Genomic DNA, 22419 nt, shown 5'->3' with positions numbered 1-22419 from the left:
TATCACCGTCAGGCGATTGAAATTTTGGTTAATCGCCTGATCAACCGTTAATTGCTTGATTAACTAGTGTTTCCTGCTGCTCAGCGTGAACAGAGATATACCCTACCGCTGGCGCTGCAGATGCTGGACGGGCAATACCTTCCAGATGCAGTTTACTATCGTGTTTCTGAAGAACATGACGCATATGATGCTGCATTGAATACCATGCACCTTGGTTCATAGGCTCTTCCTGACACCAAACAACTGACTCTAAATTTGTATAGGGAGCAATTGCTTCTGTCAGTGCGTCTTCAGGGAACGGATACAACTGCTCAATACGAACAATCGCAACATCCTCTTTCTCAAGTTCAGCACGGCGATTATAAAGGTCGTAATAAACCTTACCGCCACACAGAACAAGACGTTTAACCTTCTTAGGATCCTGCTTATCCGTTTCTCCAATGACCGGCAAGAAAGTACCTTCCGCTAAATCATCTAGAGGTGATGTTGCCTGTTTATGACGCAACAAACTCTTCGGAGACATAATAATAAGAGGCTTACGAAGTGGGCGTATGACCTGACGACGCAGCAAATGGAAGATCTGCGCAGGTGTCGTCGGTGTACATACTTGGATATTATGCTCAGCACATAGCTGAAGATAACGTTCCAAACGAGCAGATGAATGCTCTGGACCTTGCCCCTCGAAACCATGCGGCAATAGCATAGTCAGACCACATAAACGCTGCCACTTATGTTCACCGGAAGTAATAAACTGATCAATTACAACCTGTGCACCATTGGCAAAATCACCAAACTGCGCTTCCCAAATAACCAGTGCATTGGGCATCGTAGTGGAATAACCATACTCAAACGCAAGAACTGCTTCCTCGGAAAGGAAAGAGTCATGAAGCGTCAAACGTGGCTGTTCCGGTGAAAGGTTCTGCAGCGGTACATATGTATCAGCTGTTTTCTGATCATGTAATACAGCATGTCGGTGAGAGAACGTACCACGGCCAACATCTTGACCTGTAATACGAAGCGGATGGCCTTCAGCAAGGATAGATGCGTAAGCCAAAGACTCAGCCATACCCCAGTTAAGTTCCATTGCACCGTGAGCCATGCGTTTACGGTCATCAATAATTTTCATAACCTGACGCTGTACAGCAAACCCTTCTGGCACTTCGCAAATTCTATCACCAAGATCTTGCAAAAGTTTCAGATCAAGCTTTGTTTCACAGTCAAATGACCATTCGTGACCTAAATATGGTTTCCAATCAACAAACAGCTCGGAATTAGGCTCATGAATAAGCGATTTAACAACATGCTCACCATTTTCTAATAGCTTGCGATATTCTTTCTCTTGCGCCTTACTTTCTTCCTGAGTCAAAACACCCTCAGAAATAAGTTGCTGTGCATAGAGTTCACGCGTAGTTTTCTGCTTTTTAATCTGCGCATACATAAGTGGCTGTGTGCCTGATGGCTCATCAGCTTCGTTATGACCGCGACGGCGGTAGCAGAAAAGATCAATAACTACGTCTTTCTTAAATTCATTACGATAATCAACAGCAAGCTGGGTAACAAAACGTACAGCTTCAGGGTCATCGCCATTTACATGGAAGATTGGAGCCTGAATCATTTTTGCTACATCAGTCGAATACTCTGTTGAACGAGAGTCTTCCTGCTTAGATGTTGTGAAACCAACTTGGTTATTCACCACGATGTGAATTGTACCGCCCGTTTTATAAGCACGGGTTTGAGACATCTGGAATGTCTCCATAACAACACCCTGACCACAAAAAGCTTGGTCACCATGGATATTGACAGGTACAACCGTATCACCAGTAGCATCTTCACGACGGTCTTGACGTGCTCGAACTGAGCCTTCTACAACCGGAGCAGAGATTTCTAGATGTGACGGGTTAAATGCCATCGCGATGTGTACTTCACCGCCAGCGGTTTCAACATTTGAAGAGAAGCCCTGGTGATATTTAACATCACCGGAAGTATCTAATGTCTTCTTACCTTCAAACTCATCGAATAACTCTGCAGGGTTTTTACCAAAGATATTAACAAGCGTATTAAGACGACCACGGTGGGCCATACCAATAACAACTTCTTTTGCGCCCTGCTTTCCTGCACGCTGAATCAGCGTGTTAAGCGCAACGATCATGGATTCACCACCTTCTAGACCGAAGCGTTTAGCACCGGCATAACGGGAACCCAAATATTTCTCTAAACCTTCAGCTGCCGTTAGGCGCTCAAGGATCATTTTTTTCTTTTCAAGCGGTGCTTCTGGATGCGAACGCACTGGTTCAATTCTAGATTGTAACCAACGTTTTTCCTGAGTATCTACAATGTGCATATACTCAGCACCTACTGTAGAACAGTAAGTTTTCTTTAGATCAGCAACAATATCTTTCAACGGTGCTTCTTCTGGTCCAAAGAACAGAGAACCTAGCTGAAATACAGTGTCATAGTCCGCTTCTGAAAGTTCGTGGAAGCGCAGATCTAAATCTGGCACATCTTCACGCTGCATTAAACCTAACGGATCAATCTTAGCAATCTGATGTCCACGCACGCGGTATGCGTTAATCATACGAAGCACGCGAACCTGTTTCTTTTCATGCTCAGAGCTCACGGAACTCGTTGCTACAGGTGCTGCCCGTTTCTGATTTTTTGATAAATAAAGGAAATGCTCCTTAATCGCAGAATGTGGTACATCCTGAGTCAAGTTATCGCCCACTTTAGGCAAGCGATCAAATTCCTCTCTCCACTCCTGAGGAACCCCATTAGGGTCCATAAGGTATGTTTCGTACAGTTCTTCAATGTATGAAAGGTTGCCACCATAAAGGTGAGCATTTTTCCACATGAGATCCATGATGCTTTCTTGCATTCTTGATCACCCTGGCTCTGGGGGCTCTTTCGATTCTGTCGGGATCATCCGACGAGAGATCGCCCCTCTTTGAGTTACATTCGATTTCCCCGATCAAACAGCACAAACTGTCTCGGGAATTCTATTTTAAAGCTTTTATGCGAAAGCTTTAATCATTCTTTATGTGAATATCGTAGTTTTTTTACAAAAAAAACTATTTTTCTTTCAAACAAAAAAAAGCGGCGCCAATGGCACCGCTTTTTTCTTGATCAAGTTGCTTGAGAAAGCAACATATTACGAATTTTGCCGATCGCCTTAGTTGGATTTAATCCTTTAGGGCAAACGTTAACGCAGTTCATAATACCGTGACAACGGAAGACACTGAACGGGTCATCCAAGTCAGCGAGTCGTTCATTAGTCGCTGTATCTCGGCTATCTGCCAAGAAACGGTATGCCTGAAGCAAACCAGAAGGACCAATAAACTTATCTGGGTTCCACCAGAAGGATGGGCAAGATGTAGAACAGCACGCACAAAGAATACACTCGTACAAGCCATCAAGCTCTGCTCGATCTTCAGGTGACTGCAAACGCTCAATAGCAGGTGCAGGCGTATCATTAATCAAGAAAGGCTTGATCTTCTCATACGCTTTGTAGAACTGAGTCATATCAACAACCAGATCACGGATAACCGGAAGACCTGGAAGAGGACGCAATACTAACTTGCTATCTTTAACAACAGCAGACAATGGAGTAATACACGCCAAGCCATTAAGGCCGTTCATGTTCATCCCATCAGAACCACACACACCCTCACGGCATGCACGGCGATAACCTAATGAAGGATCTTTATCTTTCAACAGCTGTAAAAGATCCAACACCATGATGTCCTTACCACCAGGAATATCGATATGGATATCCTGCATGTAAGGAGCATCGTCCGTCTCCGGGTTGTAGCGATATACACTAACCAACATGATAGAAGCTCCTTAGTAAGTACGAATCTTAGGTGGGAAAGCATCCATTGTCTTCGGCGCGAAGTTTACAGCACGCTTGCCAATGGTCTTATCACCTGGGAAGTATACGGAATGGCAGAGCCAGTTCTCGTCATCACGCTCAGTGAAATCGTTACGTGCATGAGCACCACGAGACTCTTTACGTACTTCCGCAGCGATTGCAGTCGCTTCAGCAACCTCAAATAGATTCTCAAGTTCAAGCGCTTCAATACGCGCAGTATTGAAAGCCTGACTCTTATCTTCAAGGTGAAGATTATTAATCTTCTCACGAATGCCTTTCAGCAATTCAAGACCTGTCTGCATGCTTTCGCCGTCACGGAACACACCAAAGTAAAGCTGCATTGTGCTCTGTAGTTCTTTACGAACTTCAGCAACACTCTCACCGCCTGTGGAATTATTCAAGCGATCTAAACGAGTCAGTGCAGCATCAATGTTTGCTTCAGTAGCATTCTTAACTTCGTAACCGTCACGCATCTGCTGCTCAATTTGCATACCTGCAGCTCGACCAAATACAACCAAATCTAGTAGTGAGTTACCACCCAGACGGTTTGCACCATGAACAGATACACAAGCAACCTCGCCACATGCATAAAGACCATCAACGATATGGTCATTACCATCCGCATCAGGTGCAATTGCCTGACCACCGATGTTAGTAGCAACACCACCCATCTGGTAGTGACAAGTTGGAACAACAGGAATCGGCTTAACAACCGGATCTGTCGCTGCGAACGTTTTAGACAGCTCACAGATACCAGGAAGACGCGAATGAAGTACCTCTTCACCCAAGTGATCCATCTTAAGGTAAACGTGATCGCCATCTTCGCCACAACCACGGCCTTCTAGAATCTCTAGAATCATTGAACGAGCAACAACGTCACGTCCAGCCAGGTCTTTAGCGTTAGGAGCATAACGCTCCATGAAGCGTTCGCCATCTTTATTGATTAAGTAACCACCTTCACCACGACAACCTTCAGTAACAAGCACGCCTGCGCCCGCTATACCGGTTGGGTGGAACTGCCACATTTCCATATCCTGCGCTGGAACACCCGCACGCAGAGACATACCCATACCGTCACCAGTATTGATAAGAGCGTTAGTAGTTGAAGAATAGATACGGCCAGCACCGCCTGTCGCAAGTACAGTCGCTTTAGCCTTGATGTATACCGTTTCACCTGTTTCGATGCAGATAGCAATACAGCCAACAACTGCACCATCATCATTCTTAACAAGATCAACTGCGTACCATTCGTTCAGAAAGGTAGTACCCGCTTTCATGTTGCCCTGATATAGAGCATGAAGCAGTGCATGACCGGTACGATCTGCCGCAGCACATGTACGCGCAGCCTGACCACCTTCACCAAAATTCTTAGACTGACCACCAAACGGACGCTGATAAATACGTCCAGCTTCGGTACGAGAGAATGGCAGACCCATGTGATCAAGCTCAAAAACAGCTTGAGGACCTACAGAACACATGTACTCGATAGCGTCTTGGTCACCGATATAATCAGAACCCTTAACGGTATCGTACATATGCCAACGCCAATCATCATTCGGATCAGCACTTGCGATAGCGCAAGTAATACCACCCTGTGCAGACACAGTGTGGGAACGAGTTGGGAATACTTTTGTTACACAAGCAGTATTCAAACCACTTTGCGCAAGCTGAAGTGCAGCACGCATGCCTGCACCACCGCCACCGACAACAATTGCGTCGAAAGTTAGCGTACGTAGTTTAGACATTTTTTAGATACCCCACAAAATCTGAACGCCCCACACAACGTATACAAACGTCAGTAGGCCACTAGCAGACTGAAACACAACACGCATTCCGGTTGGCTTAATATAATCAGTAGAAACCGACCACATACCAATCCATACATGCGCTGCAAAAGAAAGCAGTGCTAGAAGGGTAAAGGTACGCATAGCTGTACCCTGAAAAAGACTCGACCACATGTCGTAAGTCAATTCAGCGCCAAATGCCAAATAACCGATCATAAAAACGGTATATGCAGCAAGGACGACAGCGGTTACTCGCTGAATTAGCCAGTCATATAGGCCACTACGGCCAAAGCTAGTTACACTAGTTACCATATCCATACTCCCGAAATGAGGACTGATGCAGCAGCAAGACCCAAGGTCACTTTCGCTGCCAATAAACCACTTTCTAATTCTTCACAGTGGCCAAAGTCCATTACCAGGTGTTTGATACCCGCGAAGAAGTGATACAGCAATGCTGATACGCTTCCCCACGCTATAAGCTTCGCAATGAAGCCATTTTCAAACATATCAACAGCTTCATTGAAGCCCGCCTCTGATTCCAGAGATAAACCCAACGCATAGAGAGCAAATACAGCGCCAAAAAATAGCGCCACACCTGTTGCACGATGCACGATGGAAGTAATCGCCGGTAGCGGCTGTTTGATTGTTCGAAGATCTAAATTTACAGGTCTTTTCTTATTCACGGCTCTTGTTCACACTTTGCGGCCCTTTTGCAGGACTCGGTTGTTCGGAAGTGTTGAAAATAAGTACCTCGCTTTGAAAGCTTAAACTACATATCAACTCCACTAATTCAAGCACAATGCAGACATAAACTTCGGGGCGAGAGTATAAGCATTCCGCCTCAAGAATACAATGCAAACACGCTGGCATTCGCCCTTTGTCTAGCACCAGGGAGCATATAAAAAGTCGTACAACGAAATAACTATTCAGTCCTTACAACTTTCGTGCTAAAACACCCTCAGTTTTATCCCAACGTCAAGATAAAGTCATTTTTTTGCTGCGTTGCGATAACTAACCCGCTTAGTCGGATTGACAAACTTTTTTCACACTCTATATTGTGTGGGTCCAAACTATCGGGCCATGACTCTTAGATCTGACTAGCAATAAGTCAGGACAGAACTAAAACATAATGATAGGAGCCTATTGATGGCTGACAAGAAAGCACGTTTGACGGTCGACGGCCTGGATGAATCTATTGAACTGCCTGTTTATTCCGGCACCCTAGGTCCAGACGTAATTGATGTGCGCCCACTGACCGGCAAAGGTTTGTTTACCTATGATCCTGGTTTTGTATCTACCGCAGCATGCGATTCCAGCATCACTTTCATTGATGGCGGCAAAGGCGTGCTTCTGCACGGCGGCTACCCAATCGATGAGCTAGCAGAAAAATCAGACTACATGGAAGTATGCTACCTGCTATTGAACGGTGAACTACCAACAGAAGAACAGAAAGAAAAATTTGTTCTAACCGTTAAGAACCACACAATGGTTCATGAGCAGCTAAACCACTTCTACAATGGTTTCCGCCGCGATGCACACCCTATGGCTATTATGTGCGGTGTAGTAGGCGCTCTTTCTTCTTTTTATCATGACTCTCTTGATATTGATAATCAGCACCACCGCGAAGTATGCGCTTACCGCTTAATTGCGAAAATGCCAACCATTGCAGCAATGTGCTTCAAATACTCAAACGGCCAGCCTTTCATCTACCCTCGTAATGATCTTAGCTATGCGGGTAACTTCTTACAGATGATGTTTGGCACGCCATGCGAAGAGTACCAAGTTAACCCAGTGCTCGAAAAAGCAATGGATCGCATCTTCGTACTTCACGCTGACCACGAGCAGAACGCGTCTACTTCAACAGTACGCCTAGCAGGTTCTTCTGGTGCAAACCCATTCGCTTGTATTGCTTCTGGTATTGCAGCACTTTGGGGCCCAGCACACGGCGGCGCGAACGAAGCAGTACTAACAATGCTTGAAGAGATTGGCGATGAAGCCAATATCGAAGAGTTTGTTGCTAAGGCGAAAGATCCTAACGATCCGTTCCGCCTAATGGGCTTTGGTCACCGCGTTTACCGTAACTTTGACCCACGCGCTAAAGTTATGAAGAAATCCTGTGATGAAGTACTAGCAGAACTAGGCCTTGAAAACGATCCTCTATTGAAGATTGCTAAGCGCCTAGAGCAGATCGCCCTTGAAGATGAATACTTTGTAGAACGTAAACTTTACCCGAACGTTGATTTCTACTCAGGCATTATTCTTAAAGCCATCGGCATTCCAACAAACATGTTCACTGTTATTTTCGCATTGTCTCGTACAATCGGCTGGATCTCTCATTGGAGCGAATTCCACAGCAGCCCGAACAAAATTGGTCGCCCACGTCAGCTATATACTGGCCCTGTTCAGCGCAAATACCCTGGCTAAACTCTGACCTTGCAAACAAAAAGCCGCTTTATGCGGCTTTTTTTAATTCTTTTTTGCGATTTCCGACTTAAAGAGAGATGCCAAAGAACAGCCAGCATCCAATGTAGGACTATATTGCAGCCAGGTATATACATTGGGTAAAGCGGGTAAACCTAGCCGGGCACCTACTAGCTCAGTCCCACCCATAACAGCACTTTCAGGTCTAACTGTAATCGCCAGGCCACTTTTAACCGCAGCCATCAAGCCCTGATAACTTGATGTTGTATAGACAATACGCCACGGTACTTCCGCTTTATCCAAAGCCACCGTACAAGCTCGCCGAAACTGACAAAATTCAGTATATGTCGCCAAAGGCAATCTTCTGTTACCCGACCACTCCCAACTTTCAGCCGCAATCCAAGCCAATGGCTCTACCGCAAGCAACTCTCCTTTCCCGCTAGACTCATCCAGTGAAAGCGTTATCACTAAATCATATTCTCCCCGCTCATAAGCCGCAATTAAATCAGGACTATAGCCCGTTTCAACAAACAGCCTTACCTCAGGATTTTGACTCGCAAATCCAGCCAATAACTCCGGTAGCATTATTTCGGCCACACCCTGAGATACCCCCAACCTAACCTCCCCACTAATCCCACTAGTACGCAGAGAAGCGATAGCATCATCCTGCAAAGCAAGCAAACGCTTGGCATAACCAAGCAACATCTCCCCTTCATTTGTCAGCTCACGCCTACGCCCAACGGTCTTGAATACCTCAACACCTAACTCATGTTCAAGCTTTTTCATTTGCTGACTAATCGTTGATTGGGTTTTATGCAAATATTCAGCCGCACGTATAAAACCACCCTGTTCAACCACTGCGATCAACGTTCTCAATAGCTCACTACTTATATTTGGCTGAGCCATTAAAGCCCCCTCAACAAATTCAATCATATTTAACGATCAAAATAATTAATTTAAATCGTTATTTTAAATGCAAATATATCACTATTATCTTAATTCATCGACATGGAGGAATACCTAATGCCCATCATCAACATTCAACTCACTGCCAGCATAACTGAGAATGAAGCCACAGAGATTGCACAACGAAGCACAACTATAATGGGAGAGATACTTGGAAAAGACACGAACCTTACCGCTGTAGCTATTACCAGAATTAAAAAACAACACTGGTTCATAAATAACACTAGCCTTAGCAACAATAAGACTGAAAGCGCGCTAGCTAACATAAAAATAAGCCAGAATAGTAATAGCACAGCACAAAAATCTGCCGCGATTAGTGCTTTTTATTCACTACTGGATGAGATAGCAGGCCCTTTAGACAATACGAGCTATGTAGCATTAGAAGAATTACCCATCACCGACTGGGGTTACGGCGGAAAAACACAAGCCGCTCGCAAAACCAAAAGAACAGAAACAGGGGCCGTAGACACTGATTATTACATCCAGCAAGGAAAAAAGCAGCGCGCTAAATCTTTCCTTAACTTATTTCAAAGCATCTAAAATAAAAAGCCGGAGAGATTCGGCTTTTAAATATTCACAACTTAAACATATAAGCAAAAAAACTCAGAGCCCCTTCAATTAAGCTAAGCTCTTGCGGCTCATGAAATAAATACCCCTGAGAATAATCAATATGCAGATTCTCAACTACCTCCTGCACTTCTTTACAATGAACAAACTCCGCCACAACCTTAACATCCAGAACTTTAGCGAAACTCACGATAGCCTTTACTGTTAAATAGGCATTCTTATCAATATGTATATTTTTAATTAAAGAGCCATCTATTTTTAAAATATCTACATTAAGCCTAATGATATATTCGAAATTTGAATAACCCGTTCCGAAATCATCAATAGCAATCCTACAATCCAACTACTTAGCCCCAGCAACAAAGCCTCAACTTCAGAATATTTCTCAATTCCTTCTGATTCAGCAATTTCAAGGGTCACACCTCCTGCAGCATCAACCCTTTTCAAGCTATCAAATAGGCGCCTGCAGTATTCACCACCAACTATTCAAAGCATTTCCACATAAACACTACGAAGGTCTATTTCACTATCCATCACAGCCTGTCATTTTTTGAACCGCAGAAACAAAAAAACCGAGCAAAGCCCGGTTTTTTTTAAACAATGCGAAGATTAACTCTCACATGTAGATTCAATTTTATGAATACTTAAATCAGCACCGCTGTATTCTTCTTCCTGCGTCAAGCGCAGACCCCAAACCGCTTTAACACCGCCATAAACGATAGCGCCACCAACTAATGCAACTGTGATACCTGCTACCGTACCGATTAACTGTGACGTTAGGCTAACACCACCTAGACCACCAAGCGCCTCCGTACCGAAAACACCACAAGCGATCGCACCCCAAGCACCACACACACCATGAAGAGGCCATACACCCAATACATCATCAATTTTCCATTTGTTTTGCTGCACGGTGAACAAGATCACGAAAATCGCACCCGCAACCGCACCAACAACCAAAGAGCCCATAGGATGCATAACATCAGAACCCGCACAAACAGCAACCAAACCAGCCAAAGGACCGTTATGAATAAAACCAGGGTCATTCTTACCAAAGATCAAAGCAGTAATGATACCGCCGACCATCGCCATCAAAGTATTAACAGCAACCAAACCAGAGATGCCATCCATCGTCTGAGCCGACATAACATTAAAACCAAACCAACCAATACACAGGATCCAAGAACCCAAAGCGAGGAACGGGATATTTGAAGGCGGGAACGCAACTAAACGACCGCCTTTATAACGACCATTTCGAATACCCAGCAGAAGTACCGCGACAAGCGCTAGCCAACCACCAACACCATGCACAACGACCGAACCTGCAAAATCATGGAAAGGCGCACCAAAACTTTCCTCTAGCCACGCCTGGAAGCCAAAGTTACCGTTCCAGATTATTCCTTCAAAAAATGGATACACAAAAGCAACAATCAAAGATGACGCTATCAAGAAAGGCCAGAACTTAGCACGCTCAGCAATACCACCCGAAACAATCGCGGGTATAGCCGCCGCAAAAGTCATTAAAAAGAAGAATTTAACAAGCTCATAACCATTATTGCTTGCTAACTCAGCCGCAGGAGAAAAGAAGGTTACTCCGTACGCAACCCAATAACCTACAAAGAAGTAAGCCATTGCGGAGAAGCCAAAGTCAGTTAAAATTTTAACCAGCGCATTAACTTGATTTTTATGGCGAACCGTACCCACCTCAAGAAATGCAAACCCTGCGTGCATGGCAAATACCATGATCGCACCCATTAAAATAAACAGAGTATTAGAACTCTGAACTAGCGTCTCAACTGCGCTATTAACGTTTTCCACGTACAGTCTCCTGTTATTATTCGCCACGCACCATAATTAAGCCAAACATAGAACAAGGCACTAATAAGGTGCATCTTAAATATGCAATTTATTGTTTTTAGTCGCTACAGCCCTTATAGAATCAAACATTCAATTCCAACTCAGCATTTATGCGCTATATAAAAGCATTTATTATGCCAACATGACGCAGACGCACCAAAAATGACCGCTTATCTATGTGTTATTTTAAAGCAGGAATGTATACGGCTATTTCTTTTAAAATCAGGATCCAAAGTGCGGTGCGTAATATCCTCTATAAGGTAATCACTCAAAGCATCATGATCTATTTTAAAGCGGCGATAGTTATTGGAGAAATACAGCACACCATCGCTACGTAACAGCCTCATGGCAGCATCAACCATATCAACATGATCCCTCTGCACATCTAATACTCCTTCCATGCGCTTAGAATTTGAAAACGTTGGCGGGTCCATAAAAATCATATCGTATGCAGCGGTTCGTTGAAGGCGCAGCCACTTAAGGCAATCCTCTTGAATCTGATGATGAGCAGCATTATCAAAACCATTAAGATCTAAATTACGCTTGGCCCAATTAAGGTAGGTCGCCGACATATCTATACTGGTTGTACTTTTAGCGCCTCCTTTTGCTGCATGCACTGAAGCGGTACCTGTATAACAAAAAAGATTTAATACGTCTTTACCGCGCGCTTCTTGCTGGATACGGTAGCGAATTGGGCGATGATCTAAAAACAGACCCGTATCTAGATAATCATGCAAATTCACTAACAATCGACAACCATGCTCAGTTACCTCTTTAAAGCGATGGGTTTCTGATTGCTTCTCATACTGACTAATCCCTTGCTGCTTCTTGCGCTGCTTGAGAATCACCTTCCGAGGCGAAATACCCAGCGTTACAGGAATGGCATTCATCACTTCCTGAAGACGAGCAAAGGTTTTCACTGGATCAATCTTTTTAGGAGCTGCATACTCCTGCACATGAACTTCATCACGATAGATATCGATTGCGACAGAGTATTCAGGAAGGTCAGCATCATAGAGACGGTAACAATCAATCTCTTCTCGCTTCACCCACTTGGAAAGCTGTTTACGGTTTTTTAACAAACGGTTTGCAAACATTTGAGCACCATCACTTAATGGCTTAGCTTCCTGCTGCTCTTGCTGAGCTGAATCAGCTCGTTTTTCAGATATTGGATACACGAATAAACGACTTTCCAATGCACCATTAAAGAGTTTGTACTGTTTATCAGCGCGCATGCCCATGACTTTGCATAGATCTGGATTTGAGGTAAATATTGAAGCAGTCCAACCTGCAAACTGCTCTTTCAAACGATCCCCTAAATGACGATAAAGAAACATCAACTGCTGAGTTTCACCTAAACGCTCGCCATAAGGCGGGTTAGTCACTAATAGCCCTACACCTTCAGGTAATTCATCGCGCTGCAGATCCTCAACTCGGCAGGCAGCAAAGTCTATAAACTCAGATACGCCTGCGCGTTCAGCATTTTGTCTTGCAGACCTTAATACTGATTTATCTTCATCACGCCCAACCAAATTGATATCTAACTGAGATAAGCCTTTAGCCTTTCTTGCATTTGCTTCAGCAAGCAACTCATCCCATATCTCTTTCTGATGTCCGGTCCAACGAGAAAAGCCATAACGCTTACGATGCAAGCCAGGAGCAATATCGGCAGCCATCATGGCCGCTTCAATTAGAAGCGTTCCAGAACCACACATAGGATCGAGTAACAAATCGTAATCCTCAATACGTTTAGGCCATCCACTACGTGTGAGTACTGCGGCAGCTAGATTTTCCTTCATCGGCGCTTTACCCGCCTTCAAGCGATAAGAGCGTCTATGTAGACTATCTCCTGATAGATCTATCGCTACCGTCACCTTGCCACGATGCATACGCACATTAATACGCAGATCAGGTGCTACTTTATCAATATTAGGTCGAGCTCCGGTAAGATCCCTGATCTGATCAACAATCGCATCTTTTACCTTCAAAGCGCCAAAGTGGGTATTATTAATTGCCCGAGTTTGCCCTGAAAAGTCGATTAATAATGAGCCTTCACTGCGCATATGATCTAACCAATGCACTTGTTGAACGGCCTCATAGAGCTCTTCAGTTGTCTCTGCCTCACCTTCATAAACAGGCACTAAGACACGGTTAGCTAAACGAGACCACAAGCAGATGCGATATGCATCTTCAAGTTCTCCATGACACTGAACACCCGCCACCGTTTGCTTTGTATCTTCAATACCGAGCTGATGCAGCTCCTCTTCAAGTAACAACTCAAGACCTTTCGGGCATGTCAGGAACAGTTTCATAGGAATCTTTACTCTAATAAGAATTTCATTCATTTCATGAATACGATGAAAAATATTCACCACATCACATAAAAAACATTTAGCGATCTAACTTAATGAATGCACTCGTTTTTTTGCACCCACACACTAAGTTCAACTATTAACACATTAACCCTGATAGCTACATTCAATCGCGCTCGGGCGTTTTTTTCGATATTTATAGATATCTACCTAATATTGTTTAACAACCGATAGGTAGATTTTAAGCGGATACCATGCCTCAAGGAACCGCTGCTCTCAAAAACTAAAAACATCAAGAGAGGCTCTACTACATGAAGAGACAAAAGCGTGATCGTACTAACACACTTTTCAATCGAGGCTTTCAAGCCGGATTAAATGGTAAATCCCGGGATGTCTGCCCGGTTAATACAACAGACCTCAGAAGTCACTGGATGAGCGGATGGCGCCAAGGACGCGAAGCTCATTGGAGCGGTATGGACGGAGTTTCAGCAATACAAGCAGATCCCGCACTCCATTAATTTTTTACAGGCTCCCAATTGGGAGCCTTTTTATATAAAGCTATTTTCAGTATTTATTCTGATAACTGCTGAATCGCACGAACAGAGTCAGCCACTAGCTTAGGTCCACGATAGATAAATCCACTGTAAACCTGCACTAAGCTTGCACCCGCTTCAATTTTCTCAGCGGCATCAAAACCTTCAGTAATACCACCTACACCAATGATAGGTAGTGCACCATCAAGCTCTTTGGCAAGAATACGAATGACCTTAGTAGATTTATTACGAACCGGCGCACCTGAAAGCCCACCCGCTTCATCTGCATACTCTAAGCCTTCAACGCCTTCACGTGAAAGGGTTGTATTCGTTGCAATCACTGCGTCCATTTCATAAGACTTCAAAGAAGCTGCAACAAGTACTAGCTCCTCTTCTGTCATATCCGGTGCTATTTTAACGGCAATAGGCACATAACGATCATGGAACTTAGCTAATTTAGCTTGCTCAGACTTCAAAGCACCCAATAAGCTATTCAAAGACTCACCGTACTGCAATGTACGTAAGCCCGGGGTATTAGGAGAAGAAACATTCACTGTAATATAGCTGGCACGCGCATAAACCTTGCGCAAACAGTAAAGATAGTCATCATTTGCCTGCTCATTAGGCGTATCTTTATTTTTGCCAATATTAATGCCTAAAACGCCGTTGTAACGACTTTTATCTAAGTTTGATAAAAGTTCATCAACCCCCGCATTGTTAAAGCCCATGCGGTTAATAATGGCGCACTGTTCAGGCAAACGGAAGATACGGGGTTTTGGATTACCCTCTTGGGGCTTAGGCGTGACAGTTCCAACTTCCACAAAACCAAAACCCATCGCAGCCATACCATCGACAGCAATACCATTTTTATCTAAACCCGCAGCCAAACCCACTCGGTTAGGGAAATTTATACCCATAACTTGAACCGGATCAGATAATTTTTCAGCGCCCAACATCTTATTAACACCCAACGTAGAGGCTAAATTCATTGAATGAAGCGCTACATTATGTGAAAGCTCTGGATCAAGCTGAAACATTAAAGATCGAGTAAGTGAATACAACATAAGGATACCAACTGGCAAAAATTTGCACGATTATAGGCGAGCCTTAATCAGAATGACATAGCCTATGAATGATCAAATTTGCTCATTTCTCTATTTTATAAGAGAAACATAACGTTAGAGCATGCTTATACTTATAAAAAACCGCTAAAGACCACATAAGCAAAAAGAATTAAATCAAGGAAAGTAGATAAGCAAAATATCTGATGGTTGTCGCTTCCTAGCGACTAACCCACCTTCTCAATCCCTTTGTATTTACCTTGATCATCAAAAAAAAGATTAAATCGGCCATTAATACCATCACGTAACAAAAAGGGTTTTAGTATTTTGGCTGGAAATTGAACGCTACGTCCATCAATGGCTCGCGTATATACATTTTGCGCGACGCCTTGGTACAACAACATATATTTTTCTGTCGGTATTTTTATTTCGATTGTGATTGATTGCATACTGAAATAATAAAGATAATTTACGCTAGCTAAACCGCCCGCAAGGGCAGCATCGTCTAATTACTGAATTGACTCGTTTTAGCCAAATCAAACAACTCTCTCAATGCGACAGTATACATTGCGTATTCATTTTTTTTAGCATTTTTAAGTTCACTTAAAACATTTTCCCAACGGGTCAACAGACACGCATTATCGACACACCAGTTTTCTATAATATTCTGAACAGAATCTCCTTTGACTTCAGCTTTTATTGCCGTAGAGACAATCGCTCGTTGTTGCCAATCCAGATCATCCCTAAACGCCTCTCTCGCCAGAGCTTGCCAATAGTTATCGACAGGTAAAGTATTTAACTGCTGTGATAGCCAATCTAGCTCCAAGCGCTCGCCTAACCCAAAGTGAACTTTTGCCACTTTATCTGTTAGCGCTTGCGCCATATCAGCCACTTCAATAATACCTAGTGAAGCAAATAAACACCGAGCACCAGCCACTTGTTTAGACAACTTCGCAGGCACACCCGCCTGCTCATAATATTCTTTTGTTCTTTCCCAACGCTGTAGAGGGTTACCGCATAGAATAGAATCTTGCTTATTAAATATTTTACTCACTTTATGACTAAAGCGTTCGACTTCAGCAGTACAATCTAAAGCTGTTCGGCGATTACGTACAAACCACCGTGTAGAGCGACGCATTAAATGCTGTAATTCATGCATCATCTTGATTTGTATTTCATTACTCACTTTATGATCAAGCTTTTCTATTTGTTGCCAGAGTGACTCAATATCAAAAACATCCCTAGCAACAACATAAGCCCGAGCGATCGTGGCTTCATCGGCCCCCGTTGATATTCTTAATCGATCAACAAAGTTAATACCCATCATATTAACCATATGATTCGCTATCTGTGTCCCAATGATCTCCCTTCTCAATCGATGGGTCACTAACTCACCCTGATACTCCGTTAACAAACGATCAGGAAACGCGCTAAACAGCTCTGTACTTAGATATGGATCATCAGGTACATCTGACAAACTCAAGGCTTCTTTTAATTCAGCCTTACTGTATGAGATAAGAACAGAGAGCTCTGGGCGTGTCAGTCCAACATCCGAACTTCGACGCTCATTGATCACATCATCGGAGGGCAAAAACTCCAATGCTCTCTTTAACTTCCCAGCATTTTCCATATGCGAGATATAACGCTGGTATTCAGAGAGATTTTCCAGTGAACGTGATTCTGCCATCGAGATCGCTTGAACTTGACGATAGTTATTTTGTAAAACCAGCCCTGAGACATCTGAGGTCATCTCTTCAAGAAGGATATTTCTCTGCTTACGGGTCATATCCCCATTATCAACGACGCCATTAAGTAAAATTTTGATATTTACCTCATGGTCAGAACAATCTACTCCGCCTGCATTATCAATAAAATCTGTATTCATCCGCCCACCAGCCAGTGCGTACTCCATACGCGCAAGCTGACTCATTCCGAGGTTTCCGCCTTCCCCTATCACCTTGCAACGGAGTTCACTCCCGTTTATACGAATAGGGTCATTGGCTTTATCACCGACATCCGAATCAGTTTCTGATTCAGCTTTGACATAAGTACCTATCCCTCCATTCCACAATAGATCGACAGAGCTACGGAGTAACGCACTTAAAAGCTCGGTAGGGGGCACTGCGCTTTTATCCAAACCGATTAATTTCTGAATCTCAGGCGTAAGTTTGATGGACTTACTACTACGTTCAAATACTCCGCCCCCTTTTGAAATAAGCGATTTATCGTAGTCTGACCATGAAGAGCGCGGCAGCTCAAATAACCTCTCGCGCTCTTTCCAGCTTTTCGCAGCATCCGGAGTTGGATCAATGAATATATGCAGATGATTGAAGGCAGCGACTAATTTGATATGTTTTGACAACAACATACCATTACCAAAAACATCACCTGACATGTCTCCAATACCCATCACTGTAAAATCGTGCTTATCCGTATTAATCCCCATTTCACGGAAATGACGTTCAACAGAGACCCAAGCTCCTCTGGCGGTAATACCCATCTTTTTATGGTCGTAACCCAAGCTACCACCGGATGCAAAAGCATCACCTAACCAAAAGGAATAGGTATCTGCAATTTCATTAGCGATATCAGAGAAAGTAGCCGTTCCTTTATCCGCCGCAACCACAAGATAGGTATCATCTTCATCGTACCTAACAACCGATTCTGGTGGCACTACAGCCCCATCAACTAAGTTATCAGTTACATCCAGCAAGCCGCTAATAAACATTTTATAGCAGCGTACACCTTCAGTACTCCATTGCTCTCGACTCATTGTATCTACGAGTTTCTTAGCAACAAAACCACCTTTTGCACCGACCGGAACAATCACCGCATTTTTAACCTGCTGGGCTTTTACTAGCCCAAGAACCTCCGTACGATAATCTTCTAAACGATCCGACCAACGTAATCCTCCCCTAGCCACTTTACCGCCTCGTAAGTGCACTCCTTCCACTTCAGGCGAGAAGACAAATATTTCATACTTCGGTTTAGGTAAAGGAATATCTTGAATCAGCTCGGGCGCTAATTTAAAAGAAAAGTATGATTTTAAATGACCATCGACTTCTTGATAGTAATTAGTGCGCAAGGTTGCCTTTATCAACGCTAAGTATTCACGAATTACCCTATCATCATTCAAGCTAAGTACAGTGTCTAAACCCGTTAAAATAGCGTGTTCAATCTCTTCTTGGTTCGCGTCATTATTGGGTTCAAACCGTGCTTGAAAGAAGCTGACTAAGCGCGCGGCAATATCAACATATGTATTAAGCGTATTACTAATTGCCTCCTGACTCATCGGAAAGGCTATCTGCTTCATATAAGCGGCATAAGCTCTTAGCATGGCGACTTCACGCCAACTGATACTACCGCCCAAGACTAAACGGTTAAACTCATCACTCGCAGCGAGTCCTTGCCATACTTTTAAGAACGCATCCTCAAAGACATCTTTTAACGTACTTAAAGAAACCTCACCTGTGCCAATATAATGCAAGGTAAAATCATGAATCCAAATATGCTGCTCTTGCCCCTCAATCCTATAAGGGTGTTCATCTATAACCCTCAAACCCAAATTCTCTAGTACGGGAATCACATCCGATAAGGGTAATGAAGCCCCCAAACTAAACAGCTTAAAGTTCAAGCTATCCTGTTCCCTTTCAAGGGCCTGATAAAAGCTTAGTTTTAAAGGGTTTTCATCTGATAATTGGACAATATACTGAAGATCAACCACTGCTGTACGTGGAGAGAAATCAGCCGTATAACTTGGAGAAAATCCGCCACCATATGCATTATAAGTTGTCGTTCCCGACTCTTCGCCAAACGCTTCAACCAATGCGTCTCGAAGGTCATCTGACCAACTCCTAGCAGCCTGCCTAATTTGTACTTCTAGTTGAGAAGCATCAAAAGTTTGAGCAATATTTTCACCGCGTAAAATCAATTGTGTCCGCGTGAGAATAGATTCAGAGAAGTAAGTAGTGAAGTCGACCTGATCGCAGCCCAATTCTAAACGCAGCCGCTCTTCTACTTTGCGCCTAAACTCAGTGCTGTAAATATCTCTTGGGGAATACACTAAGCATGAGTAGAACTGACCAAAGTAATCTCTGCGAATAAACAAGCGAATCTGTCGCCGTTCGTGGATCTGCAGTATCCCCATCACCGTATGATAAAGATCATCAACATTAACTTGGAAAAGATCATCACGGGGATGTATCTCTAAAATCTGTAACAGCTCTTTCCAGTCATGGCCTTGGCGGTGCAAGCCCGACTTCTCCATTATCAAATTAACTTTACGACGCACAATTGGAATTTGGCGAGAACTTTGGATATACACACTGGAAGTATATAAACCAAGAAAACGGCTTTCCCCTATGATATTCCCCTGATCGTCATAACGTTTAATACTAATATAGTCAGGGTAAATAGGACGGTGTACAGTGGATTTGTGATTAGATTTGGTAAAAGACAGTATGTCAGGAATTAATACGAAACCCTCAGCATCTCGATCGTTGTCATTCACTAGAGCTGATCTACAATGCTCATCGCAAAATTTTAATAAGCCAAATTGACTACCCGCAGCAGCCACTAATATTTGCTTACCCTCTTCAGAAACCAGTTTGTATTCATCATAACCTAAGAAGGTAAAATGCTCTTTTAACCAACCGATAAAATCATGTACTTCGTCAGTAATACCCGACTCAAAACCAATAACTCCTTTGGCAAAGTCTTCCGTAAGAGCATCACACTTCTCGGTCATGGCCTCAAAGTCTTCCACCACCATAGACACATCTTCAAGCACATGTAACAGAGACTGCTCTAACGCTTGTAGCTCCTTGACACCCGTATGGCGATCCACTTGTATCGAAACAAGCAGTTCACGATGAGTATTCTTCGCCCGGCTAGTTTTACTAAATGCATCTATCAACTCACCATCGCTATCTCTTCGCATTGTCAGGACAGCATTATGGATAGCATGGATGGTTAGGTTCCGGCTGTTTAATTCCATACGAAGGGAATCAACAACAAAGGGCATCTCTTCGAGTAGGACTTCAATTATTGTATGGGTCGATTGCCAACCATGTTGCCCGTAATCAGGGTTGAACACGCGAACTTTAGCTTGCTCTCTTTTCCTTGATTGAATAAAAGAACGACACGCAAGAGTAGAGCCGTATAGATCCTCTATTTTCCATTCTTTAAGGTCAGCTAATGATGCGGAAGAGTAGTAGAGCTGAGCAAAATCAGTGAGATCTTTTGCCCGTTGTTCCGTTAGTTTAGATTCAATTATCTCATCAAGGAGCGTAAGAATATTGGCTTTCTCATTTGACTTAAAATTATCCATAACGCCCTCAATTTTTTTCATCGTTATCAACAGTATAGATAAAAAAACAGTGAGAGCGGTTTATGTAGTACCAAAGTTAAAGTTTGTGATAATTGAGAAGAAAAACTTAGCCCTTCTGCGACACTTTTTTCATTCAAAAAGCGTCGTTAAAAATAGCAACGAAACAATCCGTAGGAATAAAAAATGTAGGTAAAAAGCAAATTAAGTAAAGGGCATTTCAGCCCCTATAATCTATCAACCCTGAACTTGAATAAGCACCTAAGCTCGTTTAATTTTCAGCGTATGCAAGGATGTACACTCTTCTAGACCATAACGTCCAAACTCAACACCAACACCGGATTGCTTAACGCCGCCAAAAGGTGCGTCAGGCTGCACATCTCCATGGGAATTAACCCACGCAGTGCCGCACTCTAAACGTTGCGCTAACTCCGTTGCGATTTCAGAGTTAGCAGACCAAACAGATCCGCCTAATCCATTTTGGCTATCGTTAGCTAATTCAAGGCCCTGCTCAGCATCAGTTACTTTGATCACTGGCAAGATAGGGCCAAACTGCTCCTGATCAACCAAGGGCGTGCCATTCGTCAGATCAGCAACAACAGTGGGCTCAAAGAAGAAGCCATCTCGCTCGATTCGGTGACCACCCGCAAGAATACGACCGCCACTGTTTTCGATCGATGCAGCTAAGCCCATCACTTGTTGTAACTGCGCTTCATTTTGTAATGGCCCTAGTTGAGTATCACTTTCAAGGCCATCTCCTACTTTAATCTGTTTCGCTAAAGCAGCTAATTCATCACACAAAGAGTCATAGATATCTTCATGCACATAAAGACGCTTTAAACACGCGCAGGTTTGTCCATTGTTATGGAACGCAGCGCCAAACAACTCTGGGGCGATCGCTTTCACATCCACATCAGGCAAAACGATGGCCGCATCATTTCCACCCAGCTCTAATGTAAGACGCTTAAGATTACCCGAAGCCGATGCCATAATTTTCTTGCCGGTTTCAGTAGAACCGGTAAACACAACTTTATTAACATCATCATGAGATACCAGTGCCTGTCCTAGATCCCCAAAGCCCGTCACAACATTCAAAACACCTGATGGTAAAACCGTATTAGCTAGTTCAACAAAGCGTGCGGTAGAAAGTGGTGAATTTTCAGAGGGTTTAATAACAACCGTATTACCCACCCTAAGCGCCGCTATCACATGCCAAATGGCAATCATAAGTGGCCAGTTCCACGGAGTGATGGAAGCGACTACGCCTAAAGGTTTTCGATAAGCTTGCACATAAGCGTCGTCATTGTCTTGAATGATATCAATAGGTAACTCTATGTCAGCCGTCACATGACTCCAGCCAATAGAGCCCATTAACTCCATATTGGCACCCACGCCATTCAGACCATTAAGAGGCTTCCCTGTTTCCTGCGTAATAAGCTGTGCTAGCTCCGGCATGTTCGTTTCAAGCAGCTGTGCAATTTCATGCATAAGATGTTGGCGCTCACCATCCGGCCGTTTGCTCCATTCGGTAAACGCCTGTCTAGCTGCCTTAACTGCGGCATCAACCTCGGTTGTCGTCGCTAAAGCACAAGTTGCAAAATGCTGTCCTTTTGCGGGATTTATAACCGCAAATTTATTCTCTGTGTCAACGCTCTGACCACCGATTGTCATCTTATAATGCTGCATAACTCGCCTCTTCTTTTCTTATTTTTATAAATATTCAACAC

At 43.5% G+C, this 22419-nt stretch carries 16 protein-coding genes; 3 read left to right on the top strand and 13 right to left on the bottom strand.

What is annotated here, in order from left to right:
* Positions 1-40: 40 nt before the first annotated feature.
* The 5 genes from B4K11_RS14950 to sdhC form a co-directional block, all read right to left on the bottom strand.
* Positions 41-2872, bottom strand: coding sequence for a 2-oxoglutarate dehydrogenase E1 component (locus B4K11_RS14950; protein ID WP_292953301.1), 2832 nt, complete (start codon positions 2870-2872; stop codon positions 41-43).
* A gap of 248 nt (positions 2873-3120) precedes the next feature.
* Positions 3121-3825, bottom strand: coding sequence for a succinate dehydrogenase iron-sulfur subunit (locus tag B4K11_RS14945; RefSeq protein ID WP_292953303.1), 705 nt, complete (start codon positions 3823-3825; stop codon positions 3121-3123).
* Between the two features lie 12 nt (positions 3826-3837).
* Positions 3838-5610, bottom strand: a complete 1773-nt coding sequence (gene sdhA, locus B4K11_RS14940; RefSeq protein ID WP_292953306.1) for a succinate dehydrogenase flavoprotein subunit — start codon at positions 5608-5610, stop codon at positions 3838-3840.
* A 3-nt stretch (positions 5611-5613) separates the two neighbouring features.
* On the bottom strand, positions 5614-5961 hold the full coding sequence (gene sdhD, locus B4K11_RS14935) for a succinate dehydrogenase, hydrophobic membrane anchor protein (protein WP_292953309.1): 348 nt from the start codon (positions 5959-5961) through the stop codon (positions 5614-5616).
* The gene (gene sdhC / locus B4K11_RS14930; protein ID WP_292953312.1) at positions 5955-6332 is read right to left on the bottom strand and encodes a succinate dehydrogenase, cytochrome b556 subunit; all 378 of its coding nucleotides are present in this window, start codon (positions 6330-6332) and stop codon (positions 5955-5957) included. Before sdhC ends, sdhD begins: the two co-directional genes overlap by 7 nt.
* Before the next feature lie 463 nt (positions 6333-6795).
* Between sdhC and gltA the strand changes: the two genes are divergently transcribed.
* Positions 6796-8073, top strand: coding sequence for a citrate synthase (gene gltA, locus B4K11_RS14925; protein WP_292953315.1), 1278 nt, complete (start codon positions 6796-6798; stop codon positions 8071-8073).
* 42 nt (positions 8074-8115) lie between these two features.
* On the opposite strand, the gene B4K11_RS14920 is transcribed toward gltA, so the two are convergent.
* Positions 8116-8976, bottom strand: coding sequence for a LysR substrate-binding domain-containing protein (locus B4K11_RS14920; protein ID WP_292953318.1), 861 nt, complete (start codon positions 8974-8976; stop codon positions 8116-8118).
* Between the two features lie 117 nt (positions 8977-9093).
* Between B4K11_RS14920 and B4K11_RS14915 the strand changes: the two genes are divergently transcribed.
* On the top strand, positions 9094-9576 hold the full coding sequence (locus B4K11_RS14915; RefSeq protein ID WP_292953321.1) for a tautomerase family protein: 483 nt from the start codon (positions 9094-9096) through the stop codon (positions 9574-9576).
* 34 nt (positions 9577-9610) lie between these two features.
* Here the strand turns inward: B4K11_RS14915 and B4K11_RS14910 are convergent, their stop codons facing one another.
* The 3 genes from B4K11_RS14910 to rlmKL all read right to left on the bottom strand — a co-directional run bounded on the left by B4K11_RS14910 (position 9611) and on the right by rlmKL (position 13772).
* Positions 9611-9946: an EAL domain-containing protein gene (locus tag B4K11_RS14910; protein ID WP_292953324.1), complete on the bottom strand. Its 336-nt coding sequence runs from the start codon at positions 9944-9946 to the stop codon at positions 9611-9613.
* 266 nt (positions 9947-10212) lie between these two features.
* The gene (locus tag B4K11_RS14905; RefSeq protein WP_292953327.1) at positions 10213-11421 is read right to left on the bottom strand and encodes an ammonium transporter; all 1209 of its coding nucleotides are present in this window, start codon (positions 11419-11421) and stop codon (positions 10213-10215) included.
* A 209-nt stretch (positions 11422-11630) separates the two neighbouring features.
* A complete protein-coding gene (gene rlmKL / locus B4K11_RS14900) occupies positions 11631-13772 on the bottom strand; it encodes a bifunctional 23S rRNA (guanine(2069)-N(7))-methyltransferase RlmK/23S rRNA (guanine(2445)-N(2))-methyltransferase RlmL (RefSeq protein WP_292953637.1) in 2142 nt (713 codons plus the stop codon).
* 311 nt (positions 13773-14083) lie between these two features.
* Here rlmKL and rmf point away from each other — a divergent pair, with 311 nt between their 5' ends.
* On the top strand, positions 14084-14290 hold the full coding sequence (gene rmf / locus B4K11_RS14895; RefSeq protein ID WP_292953331.1) for a ribosome modulation factor: 207 nt from the start codon (positions 14084-14086) through the stop codon (positions 14288-14290).
* A 53-nt stretch (positions 14291-14343) separates the two neighbouring features.
* Here rmf and B4K11_RS14890 read toward each other — a convergent pair whose 3' ends face one another.
* From B4K11_RS14890 to B4K11_RS14875, 4 genes are all read right to left on the bottom strand, one after another.
* Positions 14344-15369: a quinone-dependent dihydroorotate dehydrogenase gene (locus B4K11_RS14890; RefSeq protein WP_292953334.1), complete on the bottom strand. Its 1026-nt coding sequence runs from the start codon at positions 15367-15369 to the stop codon at positions 14344-14346.
* A gap of 224 nt (positions 15370-15593) precedes the next feature.
* Positions 15594-15815 (bottom strand): DUF2835 domain-containing protein, encoded by a 222-nt coding sequence (locus B4K11_RS14885; RefSeq protein WP_292953337.1) that lies wholly within the window; start codon positions 15813-15815, stop codon positions 15594-15596.
* A 56-nt stretch (positions 15816-15871) separates the two neighbouring features.
* Positions 15872-20716, bottom strand: coding sequence for an NAD-glutamate dehydrogenase (locus B4K11_RS14880; RefSeq protein WP_292959448.1), 4845 nt, complete (start codon positions 20714-20716; stop codon positions 15872-15874).
* Positions 20717-20953: 237 nt separating this feature from the next.
* Positions 20954-22378, bottom strand: coding sequence for an aldehyde dehydrogenase family protein (locus tag B4K11_RS14875; protein ID WP_292953343.1), 1425 nt, complete (start codon positions 22376-22378; stop codon positions 20954-20956).
* Positions 22379-22419: the final 41 nt, after the last annotated feature.

This window comes from Neptuniibacter sp. UBA6509, from assembly GCA_002435145.1.
In the GTDB taxonomy this organism is placed as follows: domain Bacteria; phylum Pseudomonadota; class Gammaproteobacteria; order Pseudomonadales; family Balneatricaceae; genus Neptuniibacter.
The sequence above is the reverse complement of the archived record's forward strand: the minus strand, read 5'-3'. Positions and strand labels throughout refer to the sequence as shown.